Source organism: Nonomuraea typhae (assembly GCF_009760925.1).
Lineage (GTDB): Bacteria > Actinomycetota > Actinomycetes > Streptosporangiales > Streptosporangiaceae > Nonomuraea > Nonomuraea typhae.
In genome coordinates this window covers 617,832-634,746 of sequence record NZ_VRLV01000005.1, presented here as the reverse complement: position 1 = coordinate 634,746, position 16,915 = coordinate 617,832, and the positions used below count along the sequence as shown (strand labels likewise).

The following is a 16,915-nucleotide window of genomic DNA, read 5'->3' as shown; positions in this document are numbered from 1 at the left end:
CCGCCTCAACCGTCCCCGCTCAACCGCGCGCAGCGTAATGACAGGCCGCCTGAGCGGCCGGTACGGCGGGCAGGATCTCCAGCAGCTCAGAACGGCACTTCGCGGCCACCCCCGCCTCCTCGGCCAGCCCCGAGGCCAGCACCTGACAACGCGCGTGGAACCGGCAGCCGCCCGGGATCCGGGTGGGGTCCGGTGGCTCGCCGGTCAGGACGACGCGTTCCGGCGACTCGGGCAGCACCGACAGCAGCGCCTGCGTGTACGGGTGCCGGGGCGCCGTGAGCACCTGCTCCACCGGGCCGGACTCGACGATCCGGCCGAGATACATGACCGCGACCCGGTCGGCGATGTTCCAGGCCAGCCCGAGGTCGTGGGTGACGACCAGCGCGGACAGCCCGAGGTCGGCGCGGAGCCTGAGCAGGAGCGCCAGGATCTCGCCGCGCACGGAGGCGTCGAGCGAGGCCACCGGCTCGTCGGCGATCAGCACGCGCGGGCTGAGCGCGAGCGCCCCGGCGATGACCACGCGCTGGCGCTGGCCGCCCGACAGCTCGTGCGGATAGCGGTGGAAGAAGCGCTCCGGCGGGCGCAGCCCGGCCCTGGACAGGGACTCGGCGACGACCTTCTCCTCGTCGGGCAGGCCGTGGATGCGCGGCCCCTCGGCGACCGCCTCGTAGACGGTGTGCCGGGGATTGAGCGAACCGGTCGGATCCTGCAGGACGAGCTGGACCTCGCGCCGGTATGCCTTGAGCGCCCTGGAGCCGTAGGCCAGCGGGGCGCCGCCGTACAGGACGGAACCGGAGCTCGGGCGCTCGAGGCCGAGGAGCGTGCGGGCGAGCGTGGTCTTGCCGCAGCCGGACTCGCCGACGAGCGCGACGATCTCCCCCGTGCCGACGGCGAGGTTGACGCCGTCCACGGCGCGGGCGCGGCGGCCGCGGGAGGCGAACGAGACGTGCAGGTCGCGCGCCTCCAGCAATGTGGTGCGGGTGGCCTGCTCCTGCTCGACGGGCGCCTGGGTCTCGGTCATGACGCCTCCTTCACGTGGACGCAGGCGGCGGTACGGCCGGCGCCGGCGGGCCACAGGTCGACGGCCAGGGACGGGCAGGCGTCGACGGCCACCGGGCAGCGGGGGTGGAACGCGCAGCCGCCGGGCAACTGCATCGGGTCGGGCGGGTCGCCGCCGAGACCCTTGGGAGCCATGCGGGAGACCGGGTCGCCCACCGTGGGGAAGGCGGCGGCCAGGGCCTTGCTGTAGGGATGCTTGGCGTCGTGGAAGACCTCGTGGGAGGGGCCGTACTCGACGATGCGACCGGCGTACATGACCGCCAGCTGCCCACACACATCCGCCAGAACCGACAAATCGTGAGAAATCATGATCAGGGAGATGTCCTGCGAGGCCACCAGATCCTTGATCAGCGTCAGCACCTGAGCCTGAACCATCACGTCCAGCGCGGTCGTCGGCTCGTCGGCGATGATCAGCCGCGGCTCGCAGGCCAGCGCCATCGCGATCATCACCCGCTGCCGCTGCCCGCCGGACAGCTCGTGCGGATAGCTGCGCGCCCGCCACGAGGGCAGCCCCACCTGGTCGAGCAGCTCGGCGACCCGCTTACGCGCCCCCTCCGGCTTGGCCAGGCCGTGCACGAGCAGCGGCTCGGCGATCTGCTCGCCGATGCGGCGGACCGGGTTCAGCCCGTGCTGCGCGCCCTGGAAGACGATCGACGCCTCCGCCCAGCGCACCGCCCGCAGGCGGCCCCACTTCATGGTCAGCAGGTCCTCGCCGGCCAGCATGATCTTCCCGGTGACGCGGGCGTCGCCGGGCAGCAGCCGCAGCAGCGACATGGCCAGCGTGGACTTGCCGGACCCCGACTCGCCCGCGATGCCCAGCGCCGCCCCGGCCGCCAGCGTCAGCGAGACGCCGCGCACCGCCGGAACCTCGCCCGAGGCGATCCGGTAGGTGACGCTGACGTCGTCCAGTTCGAGCAGGCTCATCGCAACCTCGGGTTCAGCACGGCTTCCAGGGCCCGGCCGACCAGCGTGAACGCCATCACGACGGCGACGATGCACAGGCCGGGGATGACGATGTACCACCAGGCGCCGTTGGCGGCGGCGTTCCAGTCGTAGGAGCCGCGCAGCATCGTGCCCCACGACGTCTTGTTCGAGCTCACGCCGAGGAAGGCCAGCGTGGACTCGGTGACGATCGCACTGGCCACCTCCAGCGTGATGCTGGCCAGCAGCAGCGGCGCCACGTTCGGCAGCACGTGCCGGGTCATGATGTGCCAGTGTCCCGCGCCGAGCGCCTTCGAGCGCTCGATGTACGGCCTGGCCTCCACGGCCAGCGTCTGCGCCCTGATCAGGCGGGCGGTGGAGGGCCAGGCGGTGACCCCGATCGCCACGATGATCGTCACCATGCTGCCGCCCAGGATGGCCGCGAGCACCAGCGCCGTCACCAGCGAGGGCAGCACCAGGAACCAGTCGGTCACCCGCATCAGCAACGCGCCGAACCACCCGCGGAAGTGCCCCGCGGCGATGCCGATCACGGTGCCGATGACCATGGCCAGCACCGCCGCCAGGAACCCGATGAGCAGCGAGGTGCGCGACCCCCACCAGATGAGCTCCAGGATCGAGCGCCCCGACTCGTCGCGGCCGAGCACGGAGTCGGCGCCCGGCGCGGTGAACTTGCCGCCGGTGTTCTGCAGCACGCTGGTCACGCTCTCGTCGATGAACAACGGCGCGATCAGCGCCATCACCACCGCGATCACCAGGACGGCCAGGCCGACGACACCGGCCCGCCGGGTGCGGAAGACGCTCCAGAACCGGCCGAATGCCATCCTTCTGCGCGTCCACGCCAGCGTGGTCATGCCGACCTCACCCTCGGGTCGAGGACGTGGTAGACCACGTCGGCCAGCGTGTTCATGAGGATGACCGAGACGCACAACACCATGAACGTGCCCTGCATCAGCGTGAAGTCCGGCACCCTGACGGCCTCGTAGAACAACTGCCCGAGACCGGGCCAGGTGAAGATGGCCTCCACGGTGACCGCGCCGCCCATGATGAAGCCGATGCGCATGAAGACCAGGGTCACGGTCGGCAGCAGCGCGTTGGGTACGGCGTGGCGGCGCCGTACCTGATCGTCGCGCAGGCCCTTGGCCCGGGCGGTGGTGATGTAGTCCTGGCCGACCTCGTCCAGCAGGGACGAGCGCATGACCAGGAGGTACTGCGCGTAGACGACGCCGACCAGCGTGAGCACGGGCAGCACCATGTGCATGCCGACGTCCAGGACGTAGGCGAAGCCGTCGGGGGCGTCCACGCTCTCGATGCCGCGCGTGGGGAAGAGGCCGGGGATCGGGCCGATGCCGTTGCCGAACGCCATGAGCAGGAGCAGGCCGAGCCAGAACGTCGGCACCGACCAGAAGATCAGCGACGTGCCGGTGGAGAAGCGGTCGAAGCGGCTGCCGGGCCGCCAGCCCGCCTTGGTGCCCTGCCAGACGCCCAGGCCGACCGCGATCACCAGCGCGGTGCCGGCGAGCAGGACGGTGGCCGGCAGGCGGTCCCAGATCAGGTCGAGGACCGGGCGCTTGTACTCGTAGGAGGTGCCGAAGTCCAGCCGGAACGTTCCGGTCACGAAGTCGATGAACTGCTCGAACCGCGGTTTGTCCAGGCCGAGCCGGTGGCGCTCCAGGTCGAGCGCCTCCGGCGTCATGTTCCTGCCCTGCGCGAGTGCCCGGACCGGGTCGCCGGGCAGCGTGCGGAACAGGAAGAACGTGCCGATGATCACCATGCCGATGCTGAGCAGGGCCCCGCCGGCCTTGGTCGCCGCGTACCGCAGCGTACCTCGGTAGGCGGGGCGCTCGTCACCGGGGCCCGCCGCCTGCGCGGCGGCGGGCTCGGCAGCTTCGAGCGGAGTCGTCATTCGCGTTCGTCCGCGGCGCCCTTGCGCCGCCTGGCCAGGAAGATGGCGGCGCCGCCGACCACGACGACCGCGGCGGCGATGCCGACGATCAGGCCGGTGTTGGAGCCGCCGCCGGTGCTGCCGCCGGAGGCCGCGGTCGCCTTGGCGTCCATGGTGAAGAACGGCCAGTAGCCGCTGCCGCCGTAGATGAGCCCGTTGCCCTCGGGGATCGAGGTGATGCTGGTGATGCGGTCCTTGCGGTACGCCTCGAGGTCGTTCGGGTAGTAGATGGCGATGACCGGGGCGTCGGTGTAGAGCTTCTTCTGCATCTGCTTGAGGATCTCGGCGCGCTTGGGCCGGTCGAGCTCCTTGAGCTGCTCCTGGTAGAGCTTCTCGAACTCCGGGTTGCAGTAGAAGGACTCGGTGCCGCCGCCCTCGCCGTTGGCGTCCGGCCGCCGGCTGCACAGGTGCGTGGCCATGACCTCTTCGGGGTCGGGGTTGACCGACCAGCCGCTGATGGCGATGTCGAACAGGCCGGTGACGCCGGTCTCCTCGGTGAACTTGCTGGAGTCCAGCCGGTTCGTGGTCAGCGTGATGCCGATCTCCTTGAGGAAGCCGGTGAGGTACTCGGCCAGCTTGTCCTCGACGGGGGTGTCGGTGTGGATGCTGAAGCGGAACTCCAGCTTGCGCTTGCCGTCGGGCATCGTGCGGACGCCGTCGGCGCCCTTCTTGTAGCCGGCCTCGTCGAGGATCTGGTTGGCCTTGGCCGGGTCGAAGGTGATCTTGTCGGCGCCGGTGGCCTCCCAGAAGAAGTCCGTGTACATCGGCGGCACGATCGAGCCGTCGGCCGGCTTGGCCAGGCCGCCCTGGACGTCGGCGACGAGCTTCTGCTTGTCGATGGCGTAGTGCAGGGCGGTGCGGACCTTCGGGTCCTTCAGCGCCGGGTGGCCGTCGCCGACCGGCTTGTCGTCGGTGGTGGTGGCGCCGTGGTTGATCTGCAGGTAGGCGGCGCGGCGGCCCTGCTTGTTCCACTGCTCGATGTTCGGCTTGCCGGTGAGCGCCTGGAAGTCCGGGGGGAAGAGGCGGCCGATGAGGTCGATGTCGCCCTTCTCCAGGCCCACGATCGCGGCGGCCGGGTTGTCGTAGAAGATGACCTGCAGCTCGTCCAGCTTCGGCCGGCCCCGCCAGTAGTTGGGGTTGGCGGTCAGCTTGATGAACTGGTCCTTCTTGTGCTCGGTCGCGATGTACGGCCCGCTGCTGACGGACGGGTAGGTGTCACCGGTGGCGTTGGCGATGTCGGTGACCTTCTCCCACACGTGCTTCGGCAGGATCGGGATGGGGTTGTCCAGCATGGACGCCTGCGGCGCCTTGAGCTTGATGGTGAGGTCCTGGCCGGAGGCGCTCACGCTCTCGAAGTTCTCGACCGCGGGACCGTTGGCGGTCTTGGCCGCCTCGTCCGTCATGATCTTGTTGAAGGTCCAGGCGGCGTCGTCGGCCGTGACCGGCTTGCCGTCCGACCACTTCGCCTGCCGGATCTTGAAGGTCCAGGTGAGGCCGTCCGGCGAGGTGGTCCACGATTCGGCCAGGTCGGGACTGGGCTGCAACGTCTTGGAGTCGGGCACCGTGAGGAAGCCGTAGGTCCAGCGGTGCACCGCGGTGGAGATCAGCCGGACCGCGAGAAACGGGTTCATCGAGTCGACCGACTGGGTCGCGCCCATCCGGACGATCTTCTTCCCCGCCCCGGGGTCTTGAGCCAGGGCGGCTTGTCCCTGGCCTGCGATGACGAGCGCCACGCCCAACGTCACCAGGCGCGCGAGCCATTTCCTCATGTGTGCCTCACCTTCAGGCGGGGGGTTCCTGTGTAGAGAAAGGCACACCATCTCGCGGTCGCGTGTCAACGACCGGCGGAAAATTGTTTCATTCTCGTTTCCTGGAGCGGTGTTAATTTTCAAAGACCTGGCCGTGATCGACCCGGAGATGGCGATCTACCTGCACAGCCTCGAGCATGCGCCGGTCGTGGGTCACCAGCAGGAGGGTGCCCGGATAACCGGCCAGCGCCGACTCGAGCTGCTCGATCGCGGGCAGGTCCAGGTGGTTCGTCGGCTCGTCCAGCACCAGCAGATTGACGCCTCTGGCCTGCAGCAGCGCCAGCGCCGCCCGGGTGCGCTCCCCCGGGGAGAGCGTAGCGGCCGGGCGCAGCACGTGCGCCGCCCGCAGCCCGAACTTCGCCAGCAGCGTCCGCGCCTCACCCGGCACCAGCCGCGCCTCGCGGGCGAACGCGTCGATCAGCGGCTCCTCGCCCACGAACAGCCCGCGCGCCTGATCCACCTCGCCCACCACGACACCCGGGCCCAGCGAAGCATGCCCCTCCTCCAGCGGGATCCGGCCCAGCAAGGCGCCGAGCAGCGTGGTCTTGCCCGAGCCGTTGGCGCCGGTGATCGCCACCCGCTCCGCCCAGCCGACCTCCAGATCCACCGGGCCCAGCGTGAAGCCGCCCCGGCGCACCACGCCCTGCCGTACCGTGGCCACGACGGCGCCCGCGCGCGGCGCCACGGCGATCTCCATCCGCAGCTCCCACTCCTTGCGCGGCTCCTCGACCACCTCCAGGCGCTCGATCATCTTCTCCGTCTGCTTGGCCTTCGCCGCCTGCTTCTCCGTCGTCTCGATGCGCGCGTTGCGCCCGATCTTGTCGTTGTCGGGCATCTTACGGCGGGCGTTCTTGACGCCCTTCTCCATCCAGGCCCGCTGGGTCCGGGCACGCGACTCCAGCTCGGCACGGGTCTCGGCGTACTCCTCGTACTGCTCGCGGGCGTGCCTGCGGGCCACCTCGCGTTCGTCCAGGTACGCCTGGTAGCCGCCGCCGAACAGGTTGACCCGCTGCTGGGCCAGGTCGAGTTCGAGCACCTTCGTCACGGTTCTGGCAAGGAACTCACGGTCGTGCGAGACCAGCACCGTGCCCGCCCGCAGCCCCTGCACGAACGCCTCCAGCCTGGCCAGGCCGTCGAGGTCCAGGTCGTTGGTCGGCTCGTCCAGGAGGAACACGTCATATCGGCTCAACAGCAGCGACGCCAGCCCCGCCCGGGCCGCCTGGCCGCCGGAGAGCGTGGTCATCGGCTGGTCCAGGTCCACCTTCAGGCCCAGCTCGACGGCGACCTCTTCGGAACGTTCCGCCAGATCCGCGCCGCCCAGCGACAGCCAGCGCTCCAAGGCGACGCTGTAGGCGTCGTCGGCGCCCTCCACCTGGTCCACGATCGCCTGGGTGGAGGCGTCCAGCTCGGCCTGGGCCCGCGTCACGCCCGTGCGCCTGCCCAGGAAGCCTCTGACGGTCTCGCCGCGGCGGCGCTCCGGCTCCTGGGGGAGGTGACCGACGACCGCGCTCGCCGGGCTCAGGCGGATCTCGCCCTCCTCGGGCGTGTCGATCCCGGCCAGCAGCCGCAGGAGCGTGGACTTCCCCGCGCCGTTGACCCCCACCAGGCCGATCACATCGCCCGGAGCCACCACCAGATCGAGACCCGAGAACAACACCCGCTCGCCGTGCCCGGCAGCCAGGCCCTTCACCACCATCGTCGCGCTCACGTGTACTGATGCTATCCAGCGGTGCGTGACCTGGTCGAAACGATTTAACGGCAGGAACGTTGACGATCGGCGTCCGATGGCCCGTAGTGTTCGGGAGATGCCGCGCTGGATCACCGCCCCCGCCGCCCTTCTCACCGTGGCCGCCGGTCTCGGCGTGCGCGCGCTGTGGGACGGCCCCGTCGCCAAGTACGCCGGCGACGCGCTCTACACCGTGCTGCTCTACCTGCTGATCGTCTTCATCGTCCCGCGCGTGCGCCCGTGGGTGGCCGCCCTGGTGTCCGCCGGGCTGAGCTGGGCCATCGAGTTCACCCAGCTCGCCGGCATCCCGGCCGTCCTGCGTCCCGTGCTGGGCAGCACGTTCAACCCGCCCGACCTGTTCTGGTACGCCGTGGGGGCGGCGCTGGCCGGCGCGCTCCATTTCCTGGCCCGTCGGCCCACATGAGAGTCCACGCATACACCGGCTATATCCGGAAAGGGGGCCAGGAAAGGGAGGAATCACCATGCAGGGACGAAAGATCGCATTCCTGGCCGCCCCCGAGGGCACTGAGCAGGTCGAGCTCCTCGAACCGTGGAAGGCCGTCAAGCAGGCCGGCGGGACCCCTCGCCTGATCTCCACCCGGTCCGGATCCATCCAGGGCTTCAACCACCTGGACAAGGGCGACGTCTTCGCCGTCGACGCCACGGTGGACGAGGTGAGCGCCGCCGACTTCGACGGGCTCGTGCTCCCCGGCGGCGTGGCCAACCCGGACCTCCTGCGCACCGTTCCGCAGGCCGTACGCTTCGTGCGCGACTTCTTCGACAGCGGCAAGCCGGTCGCGGCGATCTGCCACGCGCCGTGGACGCTCATCGAGGCCGACGTCGTCCAGGGCCGCACGCTCACCTCCTGGCCCAGTCTCCAGACCGACCTCCGCAACGCCGGCGCCACCTGGGTGGACCAGGAGGTCGTCACCGACACCAGCGGTCCCGCCCTTCTGGTCACCAGCCGGAAACCGGACGACCTCAAGGCCTTCTGCCAGGCCATGGCGGACGCTTTTGCCTGACCGCCCGCCGTACCCCAAAAAAAGGGGTAAATATCGCGAAACCTCAACGACCACGTCAACCAGGTGGAAACTCTGATGTAACGGCTTGATCGAAGGGTCGGATTGGTCTAGAAGTAGACCAAACACCCCTCGAGGAGACCTCATGACCACTGACGAGGATTCCCGACGACTAGCCGAACTGGGCTACAAGCAGGAACTTGCCCGCACCTGGAGTGGCTTCTCCAATTTCGCCATCTCCTTCTCGATCATCTCGATTCTCGCCGGCTGCTTCACGACCTTCTACCAAGCCTGGAACAACGGCGGCCCCGTCGCCATCTCCTGGGGCTGGCCGCTGATCTCCATCTTCATTCTGATCATCGGCTTCTGCATGTCCGAGCTGGTCTCCGCCTACCCGACGGCGGGCGGCATCTACTGGTGGGCGACGCGGCTGGGCAAGCCGGTCCACGGATGGTTCACCGGGTGGCTCAACCTCATCGGGCTCGTCGCGGTCACCGCCTCCGTGGACTACGGCTGCGCGACCTTCCTCGACCTCACGCTGACCCAGTTCTTCCCGGACTGGGAGCCGAGCCTGGCCAGGGTCTTCGGGTTCTTCGCGGTCATCCTCATCCTGCACGCGCTGATCAACATCTACAGCCACCGGCTCATCTCGCTGCTGCAGAACGTGAGCGTCTGGTGGCACGTGATCGGGGCCGCGGTGGTCGTGGGCCTGCTGGTGTTCCTGCCGCAGCAGCACCAGTCGCTGTCGTTCGTGTTCACCGAGACGATCAACAACTCCGGCTTCGGCGACGGGACGGGCGGCCTGCCGTTCTGGTTCTACGTGCTGCCGCTGGGATTCCTGCTCACGCAGTACACGATCACCGGCTTCGACGCGTGCGCGCACGTCTCGGAGGAAACACAGGGCGCGGCCATGTCGGCGGCCAAGGGGCTGTGGAAGTCGATCTTCTACTCGGCGATCGGCGGCTGGATCCTGCTGCTGGCGTTCCTGTTCGCCGCGACCGACGTCCAGTCGATCAACGACAGCGGCGGCGCCGTCTCCACGATCTTCACCACCGCGCTCGAATGGGCCCCCGCCACGCTCATTCTCGCGATCTCGACGCTGGGCCAGTTCTTCTGCGGCATGAGCTGCGTGACCTCGATGTCGCGGATGACCTACGCGTTCTCGCGCGACGGCGCCGTGCCCGGTTGGAAGATGTGGTCGCGCGTGGACGCCAACCGCACCCCGGTCAACGCCATCCTCGCCGGGTGCGGCGTCGCGCTGCTGATCACCCTGCCCGCGCTGTGGGCCCCTCCTGGTACGGCGGCGCCGACCGCGTTCCTGGCGGTCGTCTCGATCGCGGTCATCGGGCTCTACCTGGCCTTCCTGATCCCGATCTGGCTGCGGCTCAAGCAGGGCGACGCGTTCGTCCCCGGGCCGTGGACGCTCGGGTCGAAGTACAAGGTGCTGAACTGGATCGCCATCATCGAGATCATCGTCATCTCGATCTACTTCATCCTGCCGGTCTCGCCCAAGGGCGTGCCGGGCAACCCCGAGTTCACCTGGACCGCGGTCAACTACGCGCCGATCGCGGTGGGCGTGGTCCTGCTCGGCATCGCCCTGTGGTGGACCCTGTCGGCCCGGCACTGGTTCACCGGGCCGCGCCGTACCATCGACGAGGTTCCGACGACCTAGGAGGCTTCGAAGGCGGCGGCGACGACCTCGCGGACCTCGGTCATGGACGTGGCGCCCAGCTCGCGCTGGACCGAGGTCATGTCGACCTCGGGCATGCCGCAGGCTACCGCCCAGTGCCAGGGCTCGAGGTCGCCGTCGACGTTGAGGGCGAAGCCGTGGCTGGTGACGCCGCGGCTCTGCCGCATGCCGATCGAGACGATCTTGCGGCTGGTCGCGGTGGTCCACACGCCGGTCAGCAGCTCGTGGCCGGGCGGCGTGTCACGGCGCTCGGCCGGGACGTCGAGCTTGGCCAGCGCCTCCACGAGGCGGAGCTCCACCTCGCGGACGTAGTCGACGATGCCCTCCTCCTCACCGAGCTTGACGATGAGATAGCCGACGAGCTGGCCGGGGCCGTGGTAGGTGAGCTGCCCGCCCCGGCCCGTCTCCACGACGGGCACGCCGCGAGCGGGGTCGGGCAGGTGCTCCAGCGGCGTGCGCCGCCCGACGGTGAAGACCATCGGGTGGCTGAGCAGCCAGAGCGTGTCGCCCCGCTCATCGCGTTGCCGCTGCCCGACCAGGTCGGTCATGCGGTCCATCGCCTGGTCGTAGTCGACGAGATCGTCCTGGATGAGCGTGAGCGGGCGCGACTTCATATCAATGAGCGTAACTCCGCGGGCCGTTGGGCAGGACGATCCACAGGATGACGTAGAGCACCCACATCGGCCCGGGCAGCAGCGACAGCAGCAGCCACAGCGCGCGGACGACAGTGGGCGACCAGCCGAGCTTGTCCGCGATGCCGCCGCAGACGCCGGCCAGAATTCGGTGCTCCTTCGAGCGGTACATCTCGCTCCTCCGTATGGTTGCGAACTCACCCGAGAAAACGGACAACCAGGTGATTCACGTTCCACTAAGGACCCTGAGAAAACCCTGACAGGGTCAGCCACTCGGCGGCCAGGTCGACATGTCGCCTGGTCAGGCCCCGATCCGGGGCCACCTGGACGAGCAGGAAGTCGCCGACCTCCGGGTGGTCCCTGAGGAAGCGCTCGTCGCCGGCGAACAGCAGGTCGTCGAACCACACGAACGGCCGCCCCTTGACGTAGGCGGCCACGTGCGGCGTCTTGAACATCTCCCCGGCCGCACCGGCCTCTTGGTGGGGGACGCGGATGACCGGCAGCCTCGGCAGCCCGAGGCGGGGCGAGATCCAGTCGTTGGCGTGGTGCTCCCAGGTGGTCGCCCACACCAGTTCGGCACCCGCCCGCACGGCCAGTTCGAGCAGCCAGGTGCCGTGGCGCGGGTTGAGGTGGACCATGTAGATCTCACCGTCGAGCACGCACCGGTAGCGCCGGAAGTCCGCGGACGGCCGGCCGAACGGGTTGAGCACGCCGTCGATGTCGACGAGCACCAGGGGTTTCATCCGACTTTGAACTCCTGAGGGCTGACCCCGCGGACCCGTTTGAAGGCGGTGCTGAGGGCGAACGGGCTGCCGTAGCCGACCTTTCTGGCGACCGCGCCCACGGTGGCGCCGGGTTCGCGCAGCATGTCGGCGGCCAGGGCCAGGCGCCAGTCGGTGAGGAAGGCCATGGGCGGCTCGCCCACGAGTTCGGTGAAGCGCCTGGCCAGCGAGGCGCGTGAGACGCCGACCTCGGCGGCCAGGGAGGCGACGGTCCAGGGGTGGGCCGGGTTGTTGTGCAGCATGCGCATGGCCTTGCCCACGACCGGGTCGCTCTGGGCGCGGTACCACGCGGGCGCCTCGTGGTCGGCGAACCAGGAGCGCAGCGTGGAGATGAGCAGCAGGTCGAGCAGGCGGTCGAGGACGGCTTCCTGGCCGGGCTCGTCGCGGACCATCTCGGCGCCGAGCAGGCCGATGAGCGGGCCGCCGGGCAGCACGAGGAGGTTGGGGAGCGCGTCCAGCAGGCGTTTGCTGACCTCGGTCTCCATGCTGTACGTGCCGACGATCATGATGGTCTCGCCGTCGGGGCTGTTGCCCCAGGTCCGTACGCCGAGGTCCATGGACTGGTAGAGGGACTCGCCGTCGAGGGTGGTGCAGTGCTGGTCGGGGCCGATGATGATCTGCGGGGGCGTGCCGGGCTCGTCGGCGACGACGTAGTCGTCCGGCCCGCGGACGAGCGCCACCTGGCCGGGCATGAGCGGCACGGGCTCGCCACCGCTCGGCACGATCCACGCTTCCCCCCTGACCACGGCCACCAAAGTGAGGGGCGCCCGGTCCTCCACCCGCATCGACCAGGGTGGATCGAGGATCGCGCGGAGCAGGAACGCGCCTCGGGCCCGCGGCCCGTCGAGTAGTGCGGCAAGCTGATCCATGATTGAGACGATTGCATATGGAAACGCGCGCTTCAACCATGTTCAGTCTCATCGCTACGGACTTGAATATGACCCATGACGAACAACACGACTCTGGTTCTCGGTTCCAACGGCAAGACCGGCCGCCGCGTGGTCCAGCGGCTCGAGGCGCTCGGCCACGACGTGCGCAAGGGCTCGCGCCCCGCCTTCGACTGGGAGGACGACACCACCTGGCCGGCGATCGTGCAGGGTGTGCACGCGGTGTACATCACCTACTACCCCGACCTCGCCTTCCCCGGCGCGCTCGAGCGCATCCGCGTCTTCACCGACCTCGCGGTCAAGGCGGGCGTGCGCCGGCTGGTCCTGCTGTCGGGCCGCAACGAGGAGCTGGCCCAGGAGGCCGAGCAGGTCGTCCTGAACGCCGGCGTGGACGCGACGGTCGTCCGCTGCTCGTGGTTCATGCAGAACTTCGACGAGGGCTGGCTGCTGGACCCGGTCATGAGCGGCACCATCGCGCTGCCCGCCGGCGACGTGACCGAGCCCTTCGTGGACGTGGAGGACATCGCCGACGTCGCCGCCGCCGCGCTCACCCAGGACGGCCACGCCGGCAAGGTCTACGAGCTGACCGGCCCGCGCCTGCTCAGCTTCGCCGAAGCCGCCGCCGCGATCTCCCGGGTCACCGGCCGCGAGATCACCTATGTCCCGGTCACCCCCGAGGAGTTCGCCGCCGGGGCGATCGAGGCCGGCCTGCCCGAGGAGGAGGCGCACGGCCTGAACGCGCTCTTCGCCGAGGTGCTCGACGGCCGCAACGAGTCGCTCGCCGACGGTGTACGGCAGGCGCTCGGCCGTCCCGCCCGCGACTTCGCCGAGTACGCCCGGCAGGCGGCTCCGGCGTGGAAGGTCTAGCCGCCCCTTCGAGCGGGTCGGCGCGGACGGCGGCGCGGGGGCGCGACCGCGCCGACCCTCACGTGAGGACCCACCCGGGACGCGGAACGGAGGCCAGGAGCCGGCGCGTGTAGTCGTGCGCCGGCTCGGCCAGCACCGTGGCGACCGGCCCCCGCTCCACCACGACCCCCCGGTGCAGCACCAGCGTCTCCTCGCACAGGTGGCGCACCACCGCGAGGTCGTGGCTGACGAACAACAACGCCACCCCCCGCTCGGCCCGGATCCGGGCCAGGAGTTCGAGGATCTGCGCCTGGATGGAGACGTCCAGGGCGGCCACCGCCTCGTCCAGCACCAGCACCGCGGGCTCGACCGCGAGCGCCCTGGCGATGGCCAGCCGCTGGCGTTGGCCGCCGCTCAGCTCGTGGGGCCGCGCCCCGGCCTCGCGGCTGCCGAGCCCCACCTGCTCCAGCAGCTCCTCCACCCGGTCACCGGGCCCGCCGTGCAGCCGCACCACGGCCCGCAGGCACTGCGCGGACGTCAGCCGGGGATCCAGCGAGACGTAGGGGTCCTGGAAGACCATCTGGATCTCCCTGGCCCGCCGCAGCCGGGCCTCCCTGCCTCGTTCCCGGGGCGGCTGCACCCGGCCGGCCACGCTGATCGTGCCCGCGTCGGGCCTGGCCAGGCCGACCAGCATGCGGGCGATCGTCGTCTTCCCCGAGCCGGACTCCCCCACCAGCCCCAGCGCGCCACCGGCCGCCAGGGTGAAGGAGACGTCGTCGGCGGCGAGCGTGCCGCCGGGGAAGGTCTTGCGCAACCCGTCCACGACCAGCATCACAACGCGCTCCTCTCGCTCACCAGGTGGCAGGCGGCCACGCCGCCGCTCACCGCGACCGGCTCCGGCGCCACGGACGCGCACGCGTCCACAACCTGTGGACAGCGGGGCGCGAACGGGCACCCGGCCAAGGCGTCGTCGAGCGACGGCGGCCGCCCGGGAATGGGCCGCAGGGGCCGCGGATCGCCCAGGTCGGGCGTGCAGGCCAGCAGCCCGGCGGTGTAGGGGTGCCGCGGATCGGCGAACAGCTCCTTCGCCGGCCGGCTCTCCACCACGGTCCCGGCGTAGAGCACGTACACCCGGTCGCAGTAGGCCGCGGCCAACTGGAGGTCGTGGGTGATGAAGAGCATGCCGAGCGAGCGCTCCGCCTGCACCCGGCGCAGCAGCTTCAGCGTCTCGGCCTGGGTGGTGACGTCCAGCGCGCTGGTCGCCTCGTCGGCCAGCAGCAGCACCGGATCCGCGGCCAGCGCGGCGGCGATCACCACCCGCTGCAGCATGCCGCCGGACAGCTCGTGAGGGTACTGTCGCATGCGCAGCTCGGGCTCGCGCAGGCCCACGGCCGCGAGGAGCTCCAGCGCCCGCTCCCGCGCCGAGCGTTTCGTACGGCCCAGCGTCAGCACCATCCGCTCGGTCAGGAAGTCGCCGACCCGGCGCACCGGGTTGAGCGACGAACGCGGATCCTGGTAGATCATCGCCACCTGGGTCGCCCGCAGCTCGCGCAACGCCGTACCGGACATCTCCAGCACGTCCTCGCCCTCGACCCGCACCCGCCCGGAGACCCGCGCGCCGTCCGGCAGCAGGCGCAGCACCGCGCGGGCGATCGTGGACTTGCCCGAGCCGGACTCGCCGACCAGCCCGACCACCTCGCCCCGCGCCACGTGCAACGCGACGTCGCGCAGGATCGGCCGCCGGCCGCCCGCCTCGATCGTGAGCCCTTCCACCGACAACACCATCAGGAACCCCTCACGCCCAGGCGATCGGCCAGCCGTACCCCGATCACGTTGAAGCAGACCACGACCAGCGCGATCGCCGCCCCCGGCACCAGGACCGGCAGGAACGCGCCCTGCACGATCGCCGGCTGCCCTTCCTTGACCATGAGCCCCCAGTCGGAGGCGGGCGCCTGCGCGCCGAAGCCCAGGAAGCTCAGCGTGGCCAGGCTCATCAGCCCCTCGCCGAACAGCACGACCAGGTAGCCGACGATCGAGCGGGCCAGGTTCGGCACCAGGTAGCGCGCGCAGATCGTGAACCCGCCCATGCCCTGCACCCGATATGCCGCGATGTACGGCTTGGCGCACTCGGCCAGGGCGACGCTCCTGGTGTATTTGGCGATCGTGGGCGCGTAGGCCAGGCCGAGGGCGATGACCGCGGTGGTCAGGCCGTTGCCGAAGACGGCCACGACCAGCACGACGAACAGCAGTCCCGGGAAGGCGTACATGACGTCGGTGAGCCGGGAGACGACCGCGTCGACCCAGCCCCGGTGCCAGGCGGCGAGGGTGCCGAGGGCGACGCCGAGCAGCGAGGCGATGGCCAGCAGGCCCAGCGGCCCCAGCAAGGAGGTCCGCGCGCCGTACAGGACGCGGGAGAGCAGGTCGCGGCCGGACTGGTCGGCGCCCAGCGGGTGCTCGGGCGTGAGCGGCGCCAGCGAGGCGGCGAAGTCCACGGCGTCCGGCTCGTAGGGCGCGAGCAGCGGCGCGAGGACCGCCGCGGCCACGACCAGGATCAGGAAGGCGGCGGCCAGCCGGTAACCGAGAGGGGTGCCCGCCCGCAACGGCTTGCCGAGGCCGATCGAGGTGGTGGTCATGCCCGCCTCCACTCGCCGGGGCCGGTCGTGGCTGTCATGCCCGCCTCCGCGCTCTGGGGTCGATCACCGGCTGGACCAGCTCCACCACCGTGGTCACCGCGATGTAGGCGGCGACCATGAGCAGCAGCACGGCCTGGGTGACCGGGAAGTCGTGGGTGTTGATGGCCCCGACCAGCAGCGAGCCGACGCCGCTGAGGCCGAAGGCGGTCTCGATGGTGACGGTGCCGGCCAGCATCCCGGCGGTGACCAGCCCGCACATGGTGACGATGGGACCGAGCGCGCCGCGGAAGACGTGCCGCAGCACGATGCTCCGCTCGGCCAGCCCGGAGGCTCTGGCCACGGTGACGTGGTCGAGGCCGCGTTGTTCCACCATGGCCTGCCGGGTGACCCGGCTGATGATGGCCAGCGCGCCGAGTGCCAGCGTCACCGCGGGCAGCGTCAGGTGCCACAGCGAGCCGCCGCCCGCGACCGGGAACCAGCCGAGCTGCACCCCGAACAGTGAGATGAGCGCGGTGGCCACCACGAACGGCGGCACGGAGGTGGCGAAGGTGGTGCCGGCGACCACGGCCGAGTCGGTGCGCCCGCCGCGGACCGCGGCCAGCACCCCGAGCGCCACCCCGAAGACGGTGAACAACACCGCCGCGTAGGCGACCAGGCCGAGCGTCGTGGGCAGGCGGGCGGCCAGCAGGTCGGCCACCTGGTCGTTGTACTGCAGCGAGCGGCCCAGGTCGCCGGTGGCGGCGTCGCCGAGCCAGCGCAGGTACTGCACGAGGAACGGGTCGTCCAGGTGGTACTGCGCCCGGATCTGCGCAAGGTATTCGGGCGTCAGGTTCTCCTTGCCCCCGGCCAGGAACGTCACCGGGTCGCCCGGCGCGGCGTAGGCGGCGCCGAAGATGACGAACGAGGTGGCCGACAGCGTGGCGACCAGCCCGGCCAGCTTCCTGAGCAC

18 protein-coding genes are annotated in these 16,915 nt (G+C 70.4%); 4 read left to right on the top strand and 14 right to left on the bottom strand.

Features of this window, described 5'->3' with window-relative positions; all coding sequences use genetic code 11:
- Window positions 1–19: 19 nt before the first annotated feature.
- From FVE25_RS22455 to FVE25_RS22430, 6 genes are all read right to left on the bottom strand, one after another.
- The gene (locus tag FVE25_RS22455) at window positions 20–1,021 is read right to left on the bottom strand and encodes an ABC transporter ATP-binding protein (RefSeq protein ID WP_157248956.1); all 1,002 of its coding nucleotides are present in this window, start codon (window positions 1,019–1,021) and stop codon (window positions 20–22) included.
- Window positions 1,018–1,983 carry an ABC transporter ATP-binding protein gene (locus FVE25_RS22450; protein WP_157248955.1) on the bottom strand — a complete coding sequence of 322 codons (966 nt, stop codon included), beginning with the start codon at window positions 1,981–1,983 and terminating at the stop codon, window positions 1,018–1,020. Before FVE25_RS22450 ends, FVE25_RS22455 begins: the two co-directional genes overlap by 4 nt.
- Window positions 1,980–2,852: an ABC transporter permease gene (locus tag FVE25_RS22445; RefSeq protein ID WP_157248954.1), complete on the bottom strand. Its 873-nt coding sequence runs from the start codon at window positions 2,850–2,852 to the stop codon at window positions 1,980–1,982. The genes FVE25_RS22450 and FVE25_RS22445 overlap by 4 nt, the downstream gene beginning before the upstream one ends.
- Window positions 2,849–3,904 (bottom strand): ABC transporter permease, encoded by a 1,056-nt coding sequence (locus FVE25_RS22440; protein ID WP_157248953.1) that lies wholly within the window; start codon window positions 3,902–3,904, stop codon window positions 2,849–2,851. The genes FVE25_RS22445 and FVE25_RS22440 overlap by 4 nt, the downstream gene beginning before the upstream one ends.
- Window positions 3,901–5,712 (bottom strand): ABC transporter substrate-binding protein, encoded by a 1,812-nt coding sequence (locus FVE25_RS22435; protein ID WP_157248952.1) that lies wholly within the window; start codon window positions 5,710–5,712, stop codon window positions 3,901–3,903. Before FVE25_RS22435 ends, FVE25_RS22440 begins: the two co-directional genes overlap by 4 nt.
- Window positions 5,713–5,824: 112 nt before the next feature.
- A complete protein-coding gene (locus tag FVE25_RS22430) occupies window positions 5,825–7,459 on the bottom strand; it encodes an ABC-F family ATP-binding cassette domain-containing protein (protein ID WP_157248951.1) in 1,635 nt (544 codons plus the stop codon).
- Between the two features lie 97 nt (window positions 7,460–7,556).
- On the opposite strand from FVE25_RS22430, the gene FVE25_RS22425 reads away from it, so the two are divergent.
- From FVE25_RS22425 to FVE25_RS22415, 3 genes are all read left to right on the top strand, one after another.
- Window positions 7,557–7,901 (top strand): ribosomal maturation YjgA family protein, encoded by a 345-nt coding sequence (locus tag FVE25_RS22425; protein ID WP_219825602.1) that lies wholly within the window; start codon window positions 7,557–7,559, stop codon window positions 7,899–7,901.
- Window positions 7,902–7,959: 58 nt separating this feature from the next.
- The gene (locus FVE25_RS22420; RefSeq protein WP_157248949.1) at window positions 7,960–8,499 is read left to right on the top strand and encodes a type 1 glutamine amidotransferase domain-containing protein; all 540 of its coding nucleotides are present in this window, start codon (window positions 7,960–7,962) and stop codon (window positions 8,497–8,499) included.
- Between the two features lie 142 nt (window positions 8,500–8,641).
- A complete protein-coding gene (locus FVE25_RS22415; protein WP_157248948.1) occupies window positions 8,642–10,168 on the top strand; it encodes an amino acid permease in 1,527 nt (508 codons plus the stop codon).
- Here FVE25_RS22415 and lipB read toward each other — a convergent pair.
- From lipB to FVE25_RS22395, 4 genes are all read right to left on the bottom strand, one after another.
- A complete protein-coding gene (gene lipB, locus FVE25_RS22410; RefSeq protein WP_157248947.1) occupies window positions 10,165–10,800 on the bottom strand; it encodes a lipoyl(octanoyl) transferase LipB in 636 nt (211 codons plus the stop codon). The genes FVE25_RS22415 and lipB overlap by 4 nt on opposite strands.
- 1 nt (window position 10,801) lies before the next feature.
- Window positions 10,802–10,990, bottom strand: a complete 189-nt coding sequence (locus tag FVE25_RS22405) for a PspC domain-containing protein (RefSeq protein ID WP_157248946.1) — start codon at window positions 10,988–10,990, stop codon at window positions 10,802–10,804.
- A 64-nt stretch (window positions 10,991–11,054) separates the two neighbouring features.
- A complete protein-coding gene (locus tag FVE25_RS22400) occupies window positions 11,055–11,561 on the bottom strand; it encodes an HAD domain-containing protein (RefSeq protein ID WP_181019670.1) in 507 nt (168 codons plus the stop codon).
- Entirely contained in the window at window positions 11,558–12,469 is a 912-nt protein-coding gene (locus FVE25_RS22395) for an AraC family transcriptional regulator (protein ID WP_157248945.1), read from the bottom strand. The genes FVE25_RS22400 and FVE25_RS22395 overlap by 4 nt, the downstream gene beginning before the upstream one ends.
- A gap of 75 nt (window positions 12,470–12,544) precedes the next feature.
- On the opposite strand from FVE25_RS22395, the gene FVE25_RS22390 reads away from it, so the two are divergent.
- Complete coding sequence (locus tag FVE25_RS22390; protein WP_157248944.1) at window positions 12,545–13,354, top strand: NmrA family NAD(P)-binding protein; 810 nt, start codon at window positions 12,545–12,547, stop codon at window positions 13,352–13,354.
- 58 nt (window positions 13,355–13,412) lie between these two features.
- Here the strand turns inward: FVE25_RS22390 and FVE25_RS22385 are convergent, their stop codons facing one another.
- The 4 genes from FVE25_RS22385 to FVE25_RS22370 are packed head-to-tail and all read right to left on the bottom strand — an operon-like array spanning window position 13,413 to window position 16,915.
- Window positions 13,413–14,165: an ABC transporter ATP-binding protein gene (locus tag FVE25_RS22385; RefSeq protein WP_157249070.1), complete on the bottom strand. Its 753-nt coding sequence runs from the start codon at window positions 14,163–14,165 to the stop codon at window positions 13,413–13,415.
- On the bottom strand, window positions 14,165–15,106 hold the full coding sequence (locus FVE25_RS22380) for an ABC transporter ATP-binding protein (RefSeq protein WP_246267286.1): 942 nt from the start codon (window positions 15,104–15,106) through the stop codon (window positions 14,165–14,167). Before FVE25_RS22380 ends, FVE25_RS22385 begins: the two co-directional genes overlap by 1 nt.
- Window positions 15,107–15,117: 11 nt before the next feature.
- Window positions 15,118–15,966 (bottom strand): ABC transporter permease, encoded by an 849-nt coding sequence (locus FVE25_RS22375; RefSeq protein ID WP_157248942.1) that lies wholly within the window; start codon window positions 15,964–15,966, stop codon window positions 15,118–15,120.
- Window positions 15,967–16,000: 34 nt separating this feature from the next.
- Complete coding sequence (locus tag FVE25_RS22370; protein WP_219825601.1) at window positions 16,001–16,915, bottom strand: ABC transporter permease; 915 nt, start codon at window positions 16,913–16,915, stop codon at window positions 16,001–16,003.

Coding starts and splice junctions, on each gene's coding strand:
- lipB (WP_157248947.1), bottom strand. CDS start 10,800: ATGAAGTCGCGCCCGCTCACGCTCATCCAGGACGATCTCGTCGACTAC.
- FVE25_RS22415 (WP_157248948.1), top strand. CDS start 8,642: ATGACCACTGACGAGGATTCCCGACGACTAGCCGAACTGGGCTACAAG.
- FVE25_RS22390 (WP_157248944.1), top strand. CDS start 12,545: ATGACGAACAACACGACTCTGGTTCTCGGTTCCAACGGCAAGACCGGC.
- FVE25_RS22425 (WP_219825602.1), top strand. CDS start 7,557: ATGCCGCGCTGGATCACCGCCCCCGCCGCCCTTCTCACCGTGGCCGCC.
- FVE25_RS22375 (WP_157248942.1), bottom strand. CDS start 15,966: ATGACCACCACCTCGATCGGCCTCGGCAAGCCGTTGCGGGCGGGCACC.
- FVE25_RS22445 (WP_157248954.1), bottom strand. CDS start 2,852: ATGACCACGCTGGCGTGGACGCGCAGAAGGATGGCATTCGGCCGGTTC.
- FVE25_RS22455 (WP_157248956.1), bottom strand. CDS start 1,021: ATGACCGAGACCCAGGCGCCCGTCGAGCAGGAGCAGGCCACCCGCACC.
- FVE25_RS22450 (WP_157248955.1), bottom strand. CDS start 1,983: ATGAGCCTGCTCGAACTGGACGACGTCAGCGTCACCTACCGGATCGCC.
- FVE25_RS22435 (WP_157248952.1), bottom strand. CDS start 5,712: ATGAGGAAATGGCTCGCGCGCCTGGTGACGTTGGGCGTGGCGCTCGTC.
- FVE25_RS22420 (WP_157248949.1), top strand. CDS start 7,960: ATGCAGGGACGAAAGATCGCATTCCTGGCCGCCCCCGAGGGCACTGAG.
- FVE25_RS22395 (WP_157248945.1), bottom strand. CDS start 12,469: ATGGATCAGCTTGCCGCACTACTCGACGGGCCGCGGGCCCGAGGCGCG.
- FVE25_RS22440 (WP_157248953.1), bottom strand. CDS start 3,904: ATGACGACTCCGCTCGAAGCTGCCGAGCCCGCCGCCGCGCAGGCGGCG.
- FVE25_RS22405 (WP_157248946.1), bottom strand. CDS start 10,990: ATGTACCGCTCGAAGGAGCACCGAATTCTGGCCGGCGTCTGCGGCGGC.
- FVE25_RS22400 (WP_181019670.1), bottom strand. CDS start 11,561: ATGAAACCCCTGGTGCTCGTCGACATCGACGGCGTGCTCAACCCGTTC.
- FVE25_RS22385 (WP_157249070.1), bottom strand. CDS start 14,165: ATGCTGGTCGTGGACGGGTTGCGCAAGACCTTCCCCGGCGGCACGCTC.